The following is a 15,010-nucleotide window of genomic DNA, read 5'->3' as shown; positions in this document are numbered from 1 at the left end:
CCAATCGGGCATTTACGGACAGTTTATCTCCCACCTGGCTTCTTTGCACCAGCTAAGTTTTGAGTTGAGAGTTTACTGTCCGTTAATCCGGGACAAATTATCCATACAAAAAAAGAACCCGCCTCAGCGAGTTCTTCTTTTGTTATTTTAATCAAACTTGTACAGGAGCTGGCTTCGCATAACGTAAAACTGGTTTACGTGCAGCCATCGTTTCGTCTAAACGTTTAATGACTGTCGTATGCGGTGCTTCTTGTACAACTTCTGGATTTTCTTCTACTTCTTTAGCGATTTGAATCATCTTATCAATGAAACCATCTAATGTTTCTTTTGATTCTGTTTCTGTCGGCTCAATCATAATACATTCTTCCACATTTAATGGGAAGTAAATTGTTGGTGGATGATAACCGAAATCAAGCAGACGTTTTGCAATATCTAATGTACGTACACCAAGTTTCTTTTGACGACGACCTGATAATACAAATTCATGCTTACAATGTCTATCGAATGGAAGATCGTAGAATGGCGCTAATCTTCTCATCATATAGTTCGCATTTAATACTGCATACTCAGTTACTGCACGCAATCCATCTGGACCCATAGAGCGAATATACGTGTATGCACGAACGTTAATTCCGAAGTTACCATAGAATGGTTTCACACGACCAATTGCTTCTGGACGGTCGTAGTTGAAGTGATAACCATTTTCCGTTTTCTCTAAAATCGGTTTTGGTAAGTACGGAATTAAATCAGCTTTCACACCTACTGGACCAGAACCTGGGCCACCACCGCCGTGAGGACCTGTAAATGTTTTATGAAGGTTTAAATGCACAACGTCAAATCCCATATCTCCTGGGCGTGCTTGGCTTAATACCGCATTTAAGTTTGCACCATCATAGTATAATTTACCGCCTGCATTATGGACGATTTCTGCCATTTCTAAAATATTTTCTTCGAATAGACCTAATGTATTAGGATTTGTTAACATAAGTGCTGCTGTTTCTTCGTTTACAACACGTTTTAAGTCTTCTAAGTCAACAAGGCCATTTTCATTTGATTTTACTGTAATTGTTTCAAAACCAGCTACAGTTGCAGATGCTGGGTTCGTTCCGTGAGCAGAGTCAGGAACAATTACTTTCGTACGGTTAAAGTCACCATTCGCTTCATGGTATGCACGAATTAACATTAAACCTGTCCATTCTCCGTGTGCACCAGCTGCTGGTTGTAAAGTAACAGTATCCATACCTGTAATTTCAATTAAATGCTCTTGTAAGTCGTACATTAATTCCATTGCACCTTGTACTGTCTTTTCATCTTGCAACGGATGAATATTTGCAAATCCTGCGAAACGAGCTACACTCTCATTAATTTTCGGATTATATTTCATCGTACAAGATCCAAGTGGATAGAATCCAGAATCCACACCGTGGTTACGGTTTGAAAGTGCTGTATAGTGGCGCATAATATCAAGTTCAGATACTTCTGGTAGCTCTGCATCTTCTACTCGAATATAATCGCTCTCAAACACATCTTCTAGTTTCACTTCTTCTACATCTAATTTGGGTAAGCTATATCCTATGCGTCCTTCTTTACTCACTTCAAAGATAAGTGCTTGGTCTTGGTTCTTCATTGGATAGCCCCCATTTCGTTTACAAGTGTGTCAATTTCCTCTTTTGTACGAAGCTCAGTTACTGCTACAAGCATATGGTTTTCATGCTCTTTATAATCACGGCCTAGGTCGTAACCGCCGATAATATTCTTTTGTAATAATGCATCGTTTACTTCTTTCACTGGACGCTTGCAATCTACAACAAACTCATTGAAGAATGGTCCAGCAAATGTTACAGTGAAGCCTTTCGCTTCAAATTGACGTTTTGCATATTGTGCTTTAGAAATGTTTTGACGTGCCATTTCTTTCACACCTTGTTTGCCAAGTGCCGTCATTGCAACAGAAGCTGCTAATGCATTTAACGCTTGGTTTGAACAAATGTTAGATGTCGCTTTATCACGACGAATATGCTGTTCACGTGCTTGTAACGTTAATACAAATCCACGTTTACCATCTGAGTCTACAGTTTGTCCAACAAGACGTCCTGGAATTTTACGCATAAATGCTTTCGTTGTTGCAAAGTAACCACAGTGCGGTCCACCAAACTGCGTTGGAATACCGAATGGTTGTGCATCACCGATTACAATATCAGCACCAAATTTCCCTGGTGGTGTTAATGCGCCTAATGATAATGGATTTGAAGAAACGATAAATAATGATTTTTGTTGATGAACGATTTTTTCAATATCAGCTAATTTTTCAACTTGTCCGAAGAAGTTTGGATATTGAACGATTACACAAGCAACTGTATCATCTACTTCACTTTGTAATACGTCTAAATCTGTTACACCATCTTTATGATTAATTTCAACAACTTCAAGATTTTGTCCTTTTGCATACGTTTCAAGTACTGCTCTTGATTCTGGATGAACCGCGCTAGATACAAGAATTTTCTTTTTGCGAGTATGACCAGCTGCTAACATTGCCGCTTCAGCTAAAGCTGTACCCCCGTCATACATAGAAGAGTTTGCTACATCCATTCCTGTTAATTCACAAATCATTGTTTGGAATTCAAAGATTGCTTGTAATTCCCCTTGTGAAATTTCCGGTTGGTATGGTGTGTAAGCTGTATAAAATTCTGAGCGAGAAATAACATGATCTACAATTACTGGAGCATAATGATCGTATACGCCTGCTCCTAAGAAAGAAGCGTATTCTTTTAAGTTAGCATTTTTACTAGCCATTTGAGATAGCTCTTTTAAAAGCTCTGGCTCTGATTTTGCTTCTTTAATTTTTAAATCCCCTTTAAAACGAACACTCTCTGGAATATCAGAGAATAATTCATCGATCGTTTGAACGCCGATCGTTTGTAACATTTCTTTTTTGTCTTCTTCTGTCATTGGAAGATAACGATGCAACATGAAATCTACCCCTCTCCCCGTTACTTTGAACGTTTGTAAAATGGTGTTGGAACAACTACTGCTTTGACGCGTTTATTACGAATTTCAATTTCTACTTCTGTATCAACTGCTGCGTATTTTACATCAATTAGTGCTAAACCAATGCTTTTCTTTAACGTTGGAGATTGTGTACCACTCGTTACTTCCCCAATTTTTTCTTCACCAATAAATACAGGGTAATGCGTACGAGGAATTCCACGTTCGATTACTTCGATGCCGACTAATTTACGAGGCGCACCGTTTTCTTTTTGCTCTTTTAACGTTGCTTTTCCAAAGAAGTCTGCTTCTTTATTTGTTTTTACCGCAAAGCCAATTCCAGCCTCAATCGGTGTAATATCTTTTGATAATTCTTGTCCATAAAGTGGTAATGTTGCTTCGAATCGAAGTGTATCACGAGCACCTAAACCACATGCTTTTAAGCCCTCTTCTGCTCCAACTTCAAGAAGTTTCTCCCAAAGTTTTGCAGCATCTTCACTCTTACAGTAAATTTCGAATCCATCTTCACCTGTGTAACCTGTACGAGATACAAGTGCTGGAATTCCATCTACAAGAATATCGTTTTTAAATTTAAAGAACTTAATTTCTTTCAAATCTTCTGACACAACTTTTTGTAAAATGCCTTCTGCTTTTGGTCCTTGAATTGCAAGCTGTGCAACTTCACTAGAAACATTGACTACTGTCGCATCGCCAATTACATGACTTGCTAACCATTCGTAATCTTTCTCGATATTTGATGCATTGATTACTAATAAATAGTCTTCTTCACCACGTTTGTAGATTAATAAATCATCTACTGTACCACCATTTTCGTAGCACATAGCTGTATATTGTGCGCCCCCTACCTTTAAGGTAGATACGTCATTTGTAACAACACGTTGTAAAAATGCTAAACTATCTACACCTTTTACTTCAACTTCTCCCATATGAGACACATCGAACAAACCTGCAGCTGTACGTACAGCTTCGTGTTCTTCTTTAATGCTTGAAAATTGAACTGGTAATTCCCAACCACCGAAGTCGATTGTTTTTCCACCATACTTCGCGTATACATCAAATAACGGTGTACGTTGTAATGTAATCATGCTCTCTCCCCCTTATGCTTTGACAAATCAATAAAAGTTGCTTCCCTTTTCTAAACATTTTCATTCTGAAAAGATAGGATATACGGAATCTCATTATATTTTTTTATGAAAGCGTAAATAAAAAATCACTTTCTTGGATAAAATACGAAAGATTCCACACATTTCACACCATTATCCTAACATCATTCGCTATATTTCATCAATATTCTAGCATAAAAAATAATTTAGAATTTTTTATGTTAAAACACAATAAATACAGCTTTTGAGATTTAATACTTTATTATTGTCTATCATATAGCCTTTAATAACGATAATTATGCCTTCTTTTAAGGCAAATCATCATACATTAAAAAATAATTACTTTAGTTTATAAAAGGTGGGAGAGTTGTAATGAATGTCGATATTTCCGTAGATCGGACATGGCAAAACAATTTTTTAAATAGAATTGACGAAGATGGTCCTTGGACAAACTGGGATTTATATCACTTAGCTTATGAAACAGAAAAATCGTTACTTGTTCCTACTTTTGATGGACTACAAGCACCGAAACATTTATCCCATTTCACACCGCTTCCGCATCAATTAGAAGTCGCTCAAAATGTGATTGAACAAATGAACGGTAAAGCGATTCTAGCAGATGAAGTAGGCCTTGGAAAAACAATCGAAGCTGGACTTATTTTGAAAGAATACATGGTCCGCGGGCTTGTGAAAAAGGTACTTATACTTGTCCCAGCTTCTCTCGTATCACAATGGGCATACGAACTGAATACAAAGTTTTTCATTCCCGCTGTAGCACAAAAGAAAAGCTACTCATGGGAACAAGCTGACGTAATCGTATCGTCAATTGATACTGCGAAACGTTCACCACATCGCGATATCGTGTTGAACTTAGAATATGACCTTATTATTATCGATGAAGCACATAAACTGAAAAATAATAAAACAAAAAACTATGAATTTGCACAACGATTAAAAAAGAAGTTTTGTTTATTACTAACCGCTACTCCTGTTCAAAATAAGATTGATGAAATTTTTAACCTTGTTTCTTTATTAAAGCCAGGACATCTAGGCAATCAATCCAACTTTGAAGAATATTACGCTTCCAAAAATCGTTCAGCCGAATCAGATGAAGACTTAAAAGCTCTCATTAACAAAGTAATGGTGCGAAATAGACGACATAATACCGGTATCGATTGGCCGAAGAGACATGTACGTACAATTTTTGTTGAGTTTAATGAACAAGAACAAGCTCTATATAATGATATCGAAAATTGGCGAGGACAAGACGCCTTCACATCTGCTTTCTCATCGTTAACTTTAAAACGGGAAGCGTGTAGTAGTCGTGAGGCTGTTTACTATTCATTGAAAAAGCATGTAGAAAAAAGACAGAAAGAAAATGAACATTATATAAAAGATCCACATATCGATGTGCTAATGGACAAAATTAATCATATTCCTTTCAACTCAAAAGCAAATAAAGCTCTTGAGCTTATAAAAGAAATTGACGATAAAGTCGTCATTTTCACGGAATACCGAGCATCACAGATGTACTTACAATGGTTTTTACAACAACACGGTATTTCTTCTGTCCCATTCCGCGGCGGATTTAAACGCGGGAAGAAAGATTGGATGAAGGAGCTTTTCCAAAACCACGCACAAGTATTAATTGCAACTGAAGCTGGTGGTGAAGGGATTAACTTACAGTTTTGTAGCCATATGATCAATTATGATTTGCCATGGAATCCAATGCGTCTTGAGCAAAGAATCGGACGTATTCACCGTCTCGGTCAAAAAAATGATGTTCATATTTATAACTTAGCTACAAAGCATACTGTTGAAGAACATATTCTGAAACTGTTATATGAAAAAATCAACTTATTCGAGCGTGTTATTGGTGAACTCGATGAAATTTTAACGAGAATTAATATGAAAAACATCGACGCGCACATTCAAGAAATTTTCGCGCAATCAAAAAGCGAAGGTGAAATTAGAATTAAGATGGAAAACTTAACATCTATTATCGACTTTGCGAAACGAAATGAAGCTGAGGTGCAAGGCTATGCAGCAACATGAAATTCATAATTACTTATACAATTTCTTTGAGGCGAATAACTGTGAAATTTTAGAACGTTCTCCTCATTTATTAGATGTACAGTTAACAATTGAGATGGATAAATTATTAATGAATCGCCCTTTTTATTGGCACTATCTTGAGAAAACAGGAGGCGTACCGAATCCGATGCGCCTTACTCTTATTACAAATCCAGAAAATGAAGAAAATGATGGTGAGCTTATTCACTACGGTTCACCACGTCTACATCAAATTTTCCAAACGACAAAAGAATTAGGCTCATACATACGTTTATATGAGGATGTAAGACATAATGGGACAACACATACACCGCTCCACCCTTGGCTCGGTATTAATATAAAAGTTTCCTATCAATGTGATCGAAAAAAAGACATCCTTCACTCGATTGGTATTCATCTCATTTCTGGAACAATGATGGCAAACTTTCATGAAACATTAACAAACATTAAACTTACACCAAAAATACCTGATTTTTGTTTTACGCTCTCGCCTATCATTAAACCTCAAAGTGGTTTACAACGCATAGAAGACGCTTTAAAAAATATAATTGCAGAAGATGACCATACGTGGGCAAAAGAAGCAAGAGTGCGTTGGAATCATGATTTAGACCTTTTAAACCGTTTTTATGAAGAAAGTGACGAACTTCCTGAGAGCTATGAAATTGAAAAACAAGCTCTGCAAGAACAGTATGAACCACGTATTACAGTGCAAATTATTAACGGTGGACTCTTTTATGTTACCGCGAATCATTTTCTATCAAAATAAAGCTCCTTCTGCTTTAGAAGGAGCTTTATTTCGAGTTATTCTCTATCCTCATTACGCTCTTGTTGTTTTTGCTTTGCCATGCGTTTTTGATACGCACGATCCTTCGCGCTCACATGATTTGCATCAGTTGGAAGATTTTCTTTCGAACGTCCAATTCCATTGCTCATCTTTCCCACTCCTTTTTACGTTTTTCAGAATACATGTTTATTTTCAGCTAGAGTTACAATCCTTATACAAAAAAATAAGAGCAGCCATTGGCCACTCTTACTCGCTCACATATTTTTGAAACATATCATGGATGCCTTTATTTACTAGGTTCGAGATCTGCTCGTCAGATTTATTCGGATAACGATCACGCAATCTGATAGATGCCTTCACCATTAAATTTTCTAATACAGAACGGCCACCTTCTCCATAAATAATTTCAGCATATTTAACAAGCCTTCCATCCTCTACTGTTGCTGGATTATGATTGAAGAAAAATTTACTCATTGTCTCCACCTCTCTCTTTTGATAACGTTTACATTTATATAGATTATTTATGTTATTTATTTCACAATATTGTATGCATGTATATTTAATTAGTTTCATTATAAAGCAACATATCGATAGTAAATATGTGATTTTCCGTCCATTTTGTGAACAAATTAAAAATGAAAGCGTTTCCTTTATTATATACTAAAAAAACTTACTACGCTAGGGGCAATTTTTTTCAATCTACTCCCCCCTCGAAAATTGATATATTTTTTCTTTTCCCATTAAACCTTATACAATTTTCAGAAATTATATTATAAAATATATGTATGACTTAAGGAGGCTTTGTATGAATCAAAATAAAAAAGCTATATTAGATCTTGTCTTTTATCTCGTAATCCCATTCCTCATTTGGAAATTTGCAAAACCTTATATCGATCCTTATTACGCGATGTTACTTTCCTCTGTTCCGGGGATTATTTATACACTGTATACCTTTAAAAAAGAAAAACAGTTTAACGTGACAGGGTTCTTTATTTTAATTACACTCATTTCTAATACAACGGTAGATTTATTATCTGGGTCAGCTGAACGAATGTTGTGGAATGATGCATATTATCACATCGTACTCGGTATTATCGTCATATGTACAATTTTTATAAAGAAACCACTTATGTTATATTTCGCTGCGGATATTGCCGCACTGCAAGGCCATGATCGCGATAAAAGTCGTGAGCTTTATCGTGATAGTCGTATATATCCAGCACTGCAATATTTAACGCTATTTTTCGGGCTGCAATTTATATTAAAAAGCTTTTTAAAAATTTATTTCATCTCTGTTTTTGGTGTAGATGGCTATGGTGAAATGAGAGCGATTATGACCGCTGTCGGCTGGGGCATTTCTATTTGTATCGGAATAGGGTTCGTATGGGTGAACAATAAAATACATGCCGTTACGGAAGAACAAGAATCCGTGCAGTAAATAAAAATCCCCTAGTGTAATACGACACTAGGGGATTTTTGGTTTGCTAAACATATGACTAAAATTTAACTTGATTTTTTTCTTTTACTTTTTACATTTCGGTAAAACAAAGCAGCACTCAGCGGCATAACACCAAACCACTTATTCATAAATGGCTCTTTTTCAGCACGGCGTTGTTCTTTCTTTTGTTTTCGATCTTCTTTTGGAGCATCCATATACGACACAAACTGCTGCGTCACAAAGCGAACATAATCATTAGTAGACATATTATCATCACCTCTACTTGATTAGTATGTCCACTTTTTTATACATTAATCTTTTCCTTTAATTCATTCATAATTTGCCTTACAGACTTATTTGTCGTATCGATATGAATGTGAGCCTCTTCATAATAAGCTCGGCGTGATTCAAATTTCTTTACGAATGCATCTATATCTTTCTTTTGAAATAGTGGACGTGTCGTATCTTCACGAAGCCTTTCTGCAATTACATGTGGATCACAATATAAATACACGATGGTGCCATTTTCCTTCATCCACTTTCGGTTTTCCTCTCGTTCAATGATGCCGCCACCAGTTGTAATGATTACATTACGACTCGGTAGTGAACGTAACATTTCACTTTCATATTCGCGAAAAGCCATTTCACCTTCTTCGGCAAAAATATCACGAATTGCCTTCTCTTGCTTCTCTTCGATTTTTTGATCAGTATCTACAACATCCATATGAAGTTCTTTACTTAATGCTTTTCCAATTGTTGTTTTCCCAGCTCCCATGTAGCCGGTTATGTATATAGATTTCATTTCTTGTCCTCTCAATCGTCATTTATTAATTGTTATTATAACGAAAGATGCTACTTTGTTTAATAAAAAAACGTTTTGTTCTTATACTATAAAGAACAAAACGTAACACTCGCTTTTACTTATAAGTACCTCTTCTCACCCACTGCGTTGCAATCCATTTCTCGCCTTTCGTTACAGGTGCCCCTCCGTGTAACGTAAGCTCGTTTAGTGATTGATCTTGATAAAAATACTCAAAGTATACTGCCATTCCCTTTCTAGGGTGTACAGAAAGATTTAATTTCGGGAAGTACGTTTCCCCGCCTTCTTCTACATCATTTAAATACATTACAAGCGTACTAATACGATTGTTAGCAGCTGATCTACTATGTTCCGCAAAATAATCATAGTGTGCTTTATATTGTTGATCCACTTCATAATTTAAAATGTGCAATCCTTCTCCGTGCGCCACCGGAACATTCATGATAGATGAAATTCGTTTTTCAATCTTTGAAGTAAGTTCATTGTCTTCCAAAAATGCACCGCTACTTGTTCGAATATCATTTACATCACGTGATGAACCAATTTTAGAACGCTCCATTTTATTTTTAGACATTTCAATCAATTCATCACACTCTTCATCACTTAGTACATTTGCTAATACGACAATAAGAGGTTCTTCGAATTTTGAAATAATGTGTATTTCTCTATCTTCTGTCATAATCGTATTTCCTTTATGATCAAAAATAGTTTGTTCCTTATTTTCACCTATTTGATTGTTGTTTGTCATTTCCCTATTCTCCCTAAAAATAATGATTGGATAGCATGAATATATCATATTCTTTCTACCTTTCTCTTTTTTGAGAAAATTTAAACTTTTAATCATTATATTTATCCATTTCTTCTAAAAAATCAATTCAATTTACAATAGGAAATCCTGGTTTATCTATATATATTTTACATATTATCCTTCTATCCAATCGACTATTTTCCCATCCTTTTTTCTATACCGAAAACTCACCGTATAGAAAGCTTCCTGTTTGAGTGTACACTGCAAAGCAACGAGAATTAAATCATTTTCAAAGACATAATTTCCACTCGCTTCTCCCTTTTCATACTGAAAGAAAAATGCACCTTCTTTTTCTTTTTGCTGTAAGTCTTTTTTTATATCTGTAATAGATCGGTTAAGTAATTCATCCAATAAAAATTTTTGTTCTATTCCTATATAAAAATTTTTATCTGTAAACAACATATTTGTTTCGTATATAAAAAAAGAAGTTAATAAAATAAGAAAGATAATCGTTCCAGGCATTGTAAATCCCTTTTGCTTTCTCATACGTTTATTCCTATTTCGCTATATCGCATAACTACACCTTCATATATTTTCCCACTAGTATCTTTCACATTTATAATGAGTACATGAGGTGTTAGTTTGTAAGAAACCGTTCCAATATTTTGTAAAACAACTTCCCTCCCGCGCCTATTTACCTTTCTTATAAGACGACTATTCTCTTTTTCATACGATACTTCACTCCCATTACGCGATCGGAATTGTAAAATACTTCCTCCATTTTCAAATGCTAGCTGTTCTCCAAATGATACTTCACGAAACTCCAATTGCATTTGCCCTAAATACACATCCCACTCCCAATCATTTAACCCTTTCGACTGTTTATTTTCCATTTCAATGAAATGTAGGCGGGGAAAGAGCAAAAAAAATATTGATAATAGAAACAGACATACAATCATTTCTATTAATGAAAAACCAAATTCTAATTTATTTTTTCTCCTACATAAAAGCATTGTTCCATCATTCTGTCTTTCACATCTTTCCACATGGTACAAACTTCATTGCCTCCCCAATATGTGTAATATACAATTTCATTTATATTCTTTTCTATTATTCGTCTTTTCTTCATTTCCATACATATATATAGCTGCTTCTTTTTTTAATAATCCAGTTGCCTTATAACGAATTTGTATATTTTTTCTTTCTTGCATAACTAATACTGTTTGCGGTAGTAGTAACGATACAGCCATCATTAAAACACTTAACGATACAATCATTTCAGCCATTATGGATCCTTTTTGACATTTCACGATACGTAAATCTCCCTCTTCCAAGCTGAAATACAATTTCATATTTATAATTTCTATACGAAATTATAATCGTACCACCTCTATTAATATTTCCACTTGGGTTATATGTCATCGGATTTGGAAACGTATGCAAATCAATTTGTATATCTTCTTCATACTCTCGCTTGACGATATAATACTTTGTACCTGACTCTTTTATAGCATACATATTTCTATCTTTATGCCAACGTAATGTGTAGTGCTTTTGATGGTTTATCGCTAATTGCTGCATATACAAAATATCATTTGAAAACTGTCTCAAAAATTGTTCAACTTTTTGTCGCTCGTATAAGGAATGAACACTAAAATACGTAACTATACTTAATACAGAAATAACAAATAAAACAAGTAACATTTCTAAAAAAGTAAACCCTTGTTGTTTCACAATGCCCTAATTGATACTGTGCCATCATCTGATATATGAATAGATTCGCCATTCGGACACTTATCAGTTGTAATATACTTTTCATCTGCCAGTTCTTTTAACGATGGAATTTTATTATGTTGTAATTGATATACTTGTATTTGCGCTTCTATAGATTTCACGTAAGCTGCACACCCTTTTCCTTGGACCGATGAACGCTGTGTAACTACATTTGGAATAATTAATAGTAATAATATAGTTATGACAACCATTACTAATAGCATCTCTAACAGAGTAAATCCTTCCTCATTCTGCATACAAATGCCCCCTAAATAGAATTCATCATTTGAAACATCGGCATAATCATCGCTAAATACATAAGGACAACGATTCCCCCAATACATGTAAATAAAATAGGCTGAATGATAACTAACATATGTTTAATTTTTCGTTCCATCTTTTCCATAATAAGATCGCTATAGTCACCTAATTCAATCCCTAAATTTCCATTTGCTTGTCCATGCGTAATAACATAAGAAAGTTCTTTCTCGTAATACCCACTTTTAGCAATGATAGATTGTAACTGTTCTCCTCCAATTAATTGTCTTTCAATCCGATTCGCTTCATATTGAAAGAACGGATGATATCTTTGCTCCATCATTATTGTTAAAGCTTCGCATACTGATAGTCCACCATTTAATAAACCACTCAACTGAGTAGCAAAATAATGTGAATGCTTTAAAATAAGAAATGTTTTGATGAGAGGAATACGAAGCATGATTTTTACCTGTCTAATATGTGGAAGTTTCCTAAAATACAACATGTATAAACTACATCCAATAATAACAGTTAAAATAGCGGTTAAAATAATGTATGGTAGCAGTTTTATTGCACTTAAAATTTGTTCTGTAAGTAGTGGTGTATTAGAACCGAACGAACTATAAACCATTTCAACCTGAGGTAATAAAATGAGGTTAAAAATAAAAAGCATGATTAGTAGAAAAAACATCAAGAACATAGGATACTGCATTATTTTCATCATGTCTTTCCTATACTTATCTTTCTTATAAAGAAGTGCACTTCCTTGTTGCAAAGCAAAAGAAATATCACCATGTTGCTCGGCATAAAATAGATAACTTAACATGTCCTGATGAAACTTTAACTGATGAAAAGAATCGTGTAGACTTTTCCCATCTTTTAACCCCTCAATCATGCGCTGCAATTGTACTTTCTTTTCTACAGGTAATTGAAACTGTAAAAATTCTAATGCTTGTAAAAGAGAGTAGCCTTTTTCTAATAATTCTCCTAAACGTTTCAACAATACTACTTGATCACTTAAACTCCAAGTTTTCTTAAACATAAACATCTTCTTCTAAAAAACCTAAAGCATATCCTTTTCGTATTGACGATTCTAAAGTCTCATGTTTGTAAGTAACACATTCTCCATCTGCTTCTTTAAGTGCTTGTTTTAACTCATGTCCATATAGTAGCTCATAAATGCTTGCTTGCCTTACTTGCCTCATTGATTTACATAAAGTTGAGCACTTTCCTCTGCAAAACGGACACTTCAATTCGACAAGTCGCTGTGCAGCTACAGCCAATAAAGACTGTTCAATCTCTTGCCTCGTTATACCATAATCCATGAAACGAATGATTGCTCCTTTCGCATCATTCGTATGCAGCGTTGTCATTACTAAATGTCCTGTCAAACTTGCCCTTATAGCTATTTTTGCTGTTTCCTCATCCCGGATTTCACCGACTAAAATAATATCTGGATCATGACGTAAAATAGCCTTTAATCCTATTTCATATGTGAGACCCGCTTTTTCATTTATTTGAATTTGTAATACATCGTCACTTCTTTTTTCAACCGGATCTTCAAGTGTAATGATGCGACGTGTTTTCTTTTTTCTAATTACTTCTAATAATGCATACATTGTCGTCGTCTTCCCAGATCCAGTCGGTCCAGTAAATACGAGTAGCCCCTGTGAATAGCGTAAAAACGAGAGTAGTTTTGCTGCCGTACTTGGAAATAACGAAAGATGTGATAAGGGCTGAACAGATGCTTGTAAATGAAGGCGAATAACGAGACTTTCTTGATATACTGTTGGAAGTGTTGAAAGGCGTAAATACACTTCTTGTCCATCAATTTGCAAATACAACGAACCATTCTGTGGCTTCCGTTTCTCTCCTATGTCCATAGATGCTAAAAATTTGAAATGTGAGACAAGTTTTTCTCCAAACTCCTTTTCAATACACTGTCTCGTCATTAAATCTTTTCCTATACGTAGTTGCACTGCTACATCCTTCTGCCGGGGCACAATATGTAAATCTGACGCTTGTACCCTACACGCTTCTTTTAAAATTGTATTCGCAAAAATTTCAATCCCATTCATTACTTTTCCCTCCTCACTATGTATATAGCATGAAAACATTCGCAATAAAAATTTGGACTTTTGTATTTTCAATAGAGGAAAAAGGAAAAATATGTTTGTGAAATTATGAACAATTTCCGAATTATTGTCTGAAATTACCTATACTCATGTTTATCTGTATTATAATGTTATTATCTTGGATAAAGTGATAAAGGTGGAGATCCTCATGGAACAAGCTTTAAAAATTACAGGTGTATTATCTGACCCAACTCGTTATTACATTTATAAATATATTTCGCAAAAACATAGTTACGTAACGGTACAAGAAATTGCAGATGAGTTTGACATTCATCCAAACGTAGCGCGTTTACATTTATCTAAATTAGAAGATGTTCATATGCTAAAATCGGAAACGAAGAAAACTGGAAAAGGCGGACGACCGAGCAGATTGTATGTCTTATCTGAAGATGTTATCCAATTACAATTTCCATTCCGTGATTATCAATTGTTAGCAAGAATCGCATTTAATTCTTTACTTAGCCTTGGCGCTGCTGGTGAGAAAGCGCTATACGAAACAGGAAAACAATTCGGAGCTGAATTAATGCAACAACATATGCAACGTTTAAATGTGAGTGAAGATGCTTTAACAGTGGAACAAAAAGTTCAAATTGCAAAAGAAGCTTTCTCAACAGCTGGCTTATCACCTGCATTTGAATTAAGTGCAGATGGAACAAAAATTTTCTATGATGTACACAATTGTCCATTTAAAGAAGTTGCTGTTCATCATCCAACTGAAATTTGTAACATGCACGGAGATATGATGAAAGGAATTTTTGAAATCCTATTCCCTAACATGGAATTAACTCGAAATGATAGTCTATTAGATGGATGTAAATCTTGTAATTATAAACTAACAATTTAATTTCTCATATAAAAAGAAGCCAATAATAATT

Annotated in this window: 19 protein-coding genes and 1 pseudogene; 5 read left to right on the top strand and 15 right to left on the bottom strand. The window is 34.9% G+C overall.

Annotated elements, in window-relative coordinates; all coding sequences use genetic code 11:
- Positions 1-151: 151 nt before the first annotated feature.
- From gcvPB to gcvT, 3 genes are read right to left on the bottom strand one after another with little or no spacing between them, the layout of a single operon-like run.
- Positions 152-1,627 (bottom strand): aminomethyl-transferring glycine dehydrogenase subunit 2, encoded by a 1,476-nt coding sequence (gcvPB, locus tag HMPREF1014_RS03280; protein ID WP_000795702.1) that lies wholly within the window; start codon positions 1,625-1,627, stop codon positions 152-154.
- Entirely contained in the window at positions 1,624-2,967 is a 1,344-nt protein-coding gene (gene gcvPA / locus HMPREF1014_RS03275; protein ID WP_000903240.1) for an aminomethyl-transferring glycine dehydrogenase subunit 1, read from the bottom strand. The genes gcvPB and gcvPA overlap by 4 nt, the downstream gene beginning before the upstream one ends.
- Positions 2,968-2,987: 20 nt before the next feature.
- Positions 2,988-4,088 carry a glycine cleavage system aminomethyltransferase GcvT gene (gene gcvT / locus HMPREF1014_RS03270; RefSeq protein WP_000631769.1) on the bottom strand — a complete coding sequence of 367 codons (1,101 nt, stop codon included), beginning with the start codon at positions 4,086-4,088 and terminating at the stop codon, positions 2,988-2,990.
- Positions 4,089-4,478: 390 nt separating this feature from the next.
- Here gcvT and HMPREF1014_RS03265 point away from each other — a divergent pair, with 390 nt between their 5' ends.
- Both HMPREF1014_RS03265 and HMPREF1014_RS03260 read left to right on the top strand, forming a co-directional pair.
- On the top strand, positions 4,479-6,161 hold the full coding sequence (locus HMPREF1014_RS03265; protein ID WP_001100037.1) for a DEAD/DEAH box helicase: 1,683 nt from the start codon (positions 4,479-4,481) through the stop codon (positions 6,159-6,161).
- On the top strand, positions 6,148-6,945 hold the full coding sequence (locus HMPREF1014_RS03260) for a YqhG family protein (protein WP_001183967.1): 798 nt from the start codon (positions 6,148-6,150) through the stop codon (positions 6,943-6,945). The genes HMPREF1014_RS03265 and HMPREF1014_RS03260 overlap by 14 nt, the downstream gene beginning before the upstream one ends.
- 35 nt (positions 6,946-6,980) lie before the next feature.
- On the opposite strand, the gene HMPREF1014_RS31975 is transcribed toward HMPREF1014_RS03260, so the two are convergent.
- Together HMPREF1014_RS31975 and HMPREF1014_RS03250 are read right to left on the bottom strand one after the other, a co-directional pair.
- Entirely contained in the window at positions 6,981-7,112 is a 132-nt protein-coding gene (locus tag HMPREF1014_RS31975) for a hypothetical protein (protein WP_000064668.1), read from the bottom strand.
- A gap of 97 nt (positions 7,113-7,209) precedes the next feature.
- Entirely contained in the window at positions 7,210-7,437 is a 228-nt protein-coding gene (locus HMPREF1014_RS03250) for a hypothetical protein (protein WP_000032702.1), read from the bottom strand.
- 73 nt (positions 7,438-7,510) lie between these two features.
- Between HMPREF1014_RS03250 and HMPREF1014_RS29460 the strand changes: the two genes are divergently transcribed.
- Together HMPREF1014_RS29460 and HMPREF1014_RS03245 are read left to right on the top strand one after the other, a co-directional pair.
- Complete coding sequence (locus HMPREF1014_RS29460; RefSeq protein WP_001987222.1) at positions 7,511-7,627, top strand: hypothetical protein; 117 nt, start codon at positions 7,511-7,513, stop codon at positions 7,625-7,627.
- 141 nt (positions 7,628-7,768) lie between these two features.
- Positions 7,769-8,401 carry a VC0807 family protein gene (locus tag HMPREF1014_RS03245; protein ID WP_001073111.1) on the top strand — a complete coding sequence of 211 codons (633 nt, stop codon included), beginning with the start codon at positions 7,769-7,771 and terminating at the stop codon, positions 8,399-8,401.
- A 65-nt stretch (positions 8,402-8,466) separates the two neighbouring features.
- On the opposite strand, the gene HMPREF1014_RS03240 is transcribed toward HMPREF1014_RS03245, so the two are convergent.
- From HMPREF1014_RS03240 to comGA, 10 genes and pseudogenes are all read right to left on the bottom strand, one after another.
- Positions 8,467-8,667, bottom strand: coding sequence for a YqzE family protein (locus tag HMPREF1014_RS03240; RefSeq protein WP_000106083.1), 201 nt, complete (start codon positions 8,665-8,667; stop codon positions 8,467-8,469).
- Positions 8,668-8,705: 38 nt separating this feature from the next.
- Positions 8,706-9,203 (bottom strand): shikimate kinase AroK, encoded by a 498-nt coding sequence (gene aroK, locus HMPREF1014_RS03235; RefSeq protein WP_000836633.1) that lies wholly within the window; start codon positions 9,201-9,203, stop codon positions 8,706-8,708.
- 115 nt (positions 9,204-9,318) lie between these two features.
- Positions 9,319-9,969, bottom strand: coding sequence for a 2OG-Fe(II) oxygenase (locus HMPREF1014_RS03230; protein ID WP_000183860.1), 651 nt, complete (start codon positions 9,967-9,969; stop codon positions 9,319-9,321).
- A 174-nt stretch (positions 9,970-10,143) separates the two neighbouring features.
- Positions 10,144-10,515 carry a competence type IV pilus minor pilin ComGG gene (gene comGG, locus HMPREF1014_RS03225; protein ID WP_001231272.1) on the bottom strand — a complete coding sequence of 124 codons (372 nt, stop codon included), beginning with the start codon at positions 10,513-10,515 and terminating at the stop codon, positions 10,144-10,146.
- On the bottom strand, positions 10,512-10,982 hold the full coding sequence (gene comGF / locus HMPREF1014_RS03220; RefSeq protein ID WP_025966338.1) for a competence type IV pilus minor pilin ComGF: 471 nt from the start codon (positions 10,980-10,982) through the stop codon (positions 10,512-10,514). The genes comGG and comGF overlap by 4 nt, the downstream gene beginning before the upstream one ends.
- Positions 10,952-11,255 (bottom strand): annotated as a pseudogene (locus HMPREF1014_RS03215) (type II secretion system protein). The gene comGF and the pseudogene HMPREF1014_RS03215 overlap by 31 nt, the downstream one beginning before the upstream one ends.
- Positions 11,248-11,703, bottom strand: a complete 456-nt coding sequence (gene comGD / locus HMPREF1014_RS03210; RefSeq protein WP_000813142.1) for a competence type IV pilus minor pilin ComGD — start codon at positions 11,701-11,703, stop codon at positions 11,248-11,250. The pseudogene HMPREF1014_RS03215 and the gene comGD overlap by 8 nt, the downstream one beginning before the upstream one ends.
- The gene (gene comGC, locus HMPREF1014_RS03205) at positions 11,700-11,999 is read right to left on the bottom strand and encodes a competence type IV pilus major pilin ComGC (protein ID WP_001178686.1); all 300 of its coding nucleotides are present in this window, start codon (positions 11,997-11,999) and stop codon (positions 11,700-11,702) included. The genes comGD and comGC overlap by 4 nt, the downstream gene beginning before the upstream one ends.
- 11 nt (positions 12,000-12,010) lie before the next feature.
- Complete coding sequence (gene comGB / locus HMPREF1014_RS03200; protein ID WP_000475184.1) at positions 12,011-13,042, bottom strand: competence type IV pilus assembly protein ComGB; 1,032 nt, start codon at positions 13,040-13,042, stop codon at positions 12,011-12,013.
- Positions 13,035-14,078 (bottom strand): competence type IV pilus ATPase ComGA, encoded by a 1,044-nt coding sequence (gene comGA / locus HMPREF1014_RS03195; RefSeq protein ID WP_001013179.1) that lies wholly within the window; start codon positions 14,076-14,078, stop codon positions 13,035-13,037. Before comGA ends, comGB begins: the two co-directional genes overlap by 8 nt.
- Positions 14,079-14,283: 205 nt before the next feature.
- Here comGA and HMPREF1014_RS03190 point away from each other — a divergent pair, with 205 nt between their 5' ends.
- Positions 14,284-14,979 carry a helix-turn-helix transcriptional regulator gene (locus tag HMPREF1014_RS03190; RefSeq protein WP_000434125.1) on the top strand — a complete coding sequence of 232 codons (696 nt, stop codon included), beginning with the start codon at positions 14,284-14,286 and terminating at the stop codon, positions 14,977-14,979.
- The last annotated feature ends 31 nt before the right edge of the window (positions 14,980-15,010 follow it).

It is taken from the genome of Bacillus sp. 7_6_55CFAA_CT2 (genome assembly GCF_000238655.1).
In the GTDB taxonomy this organism is placed as follows: domain Bacteria; phylum Bacillota; class Bacilli; order Bacillales; family Bacillaceae_G; genus Bacillus_A; species Bacillus_A cereus.
This window is presented reverse-complemented; position numbering and strand designations above follow the sequence as displayed.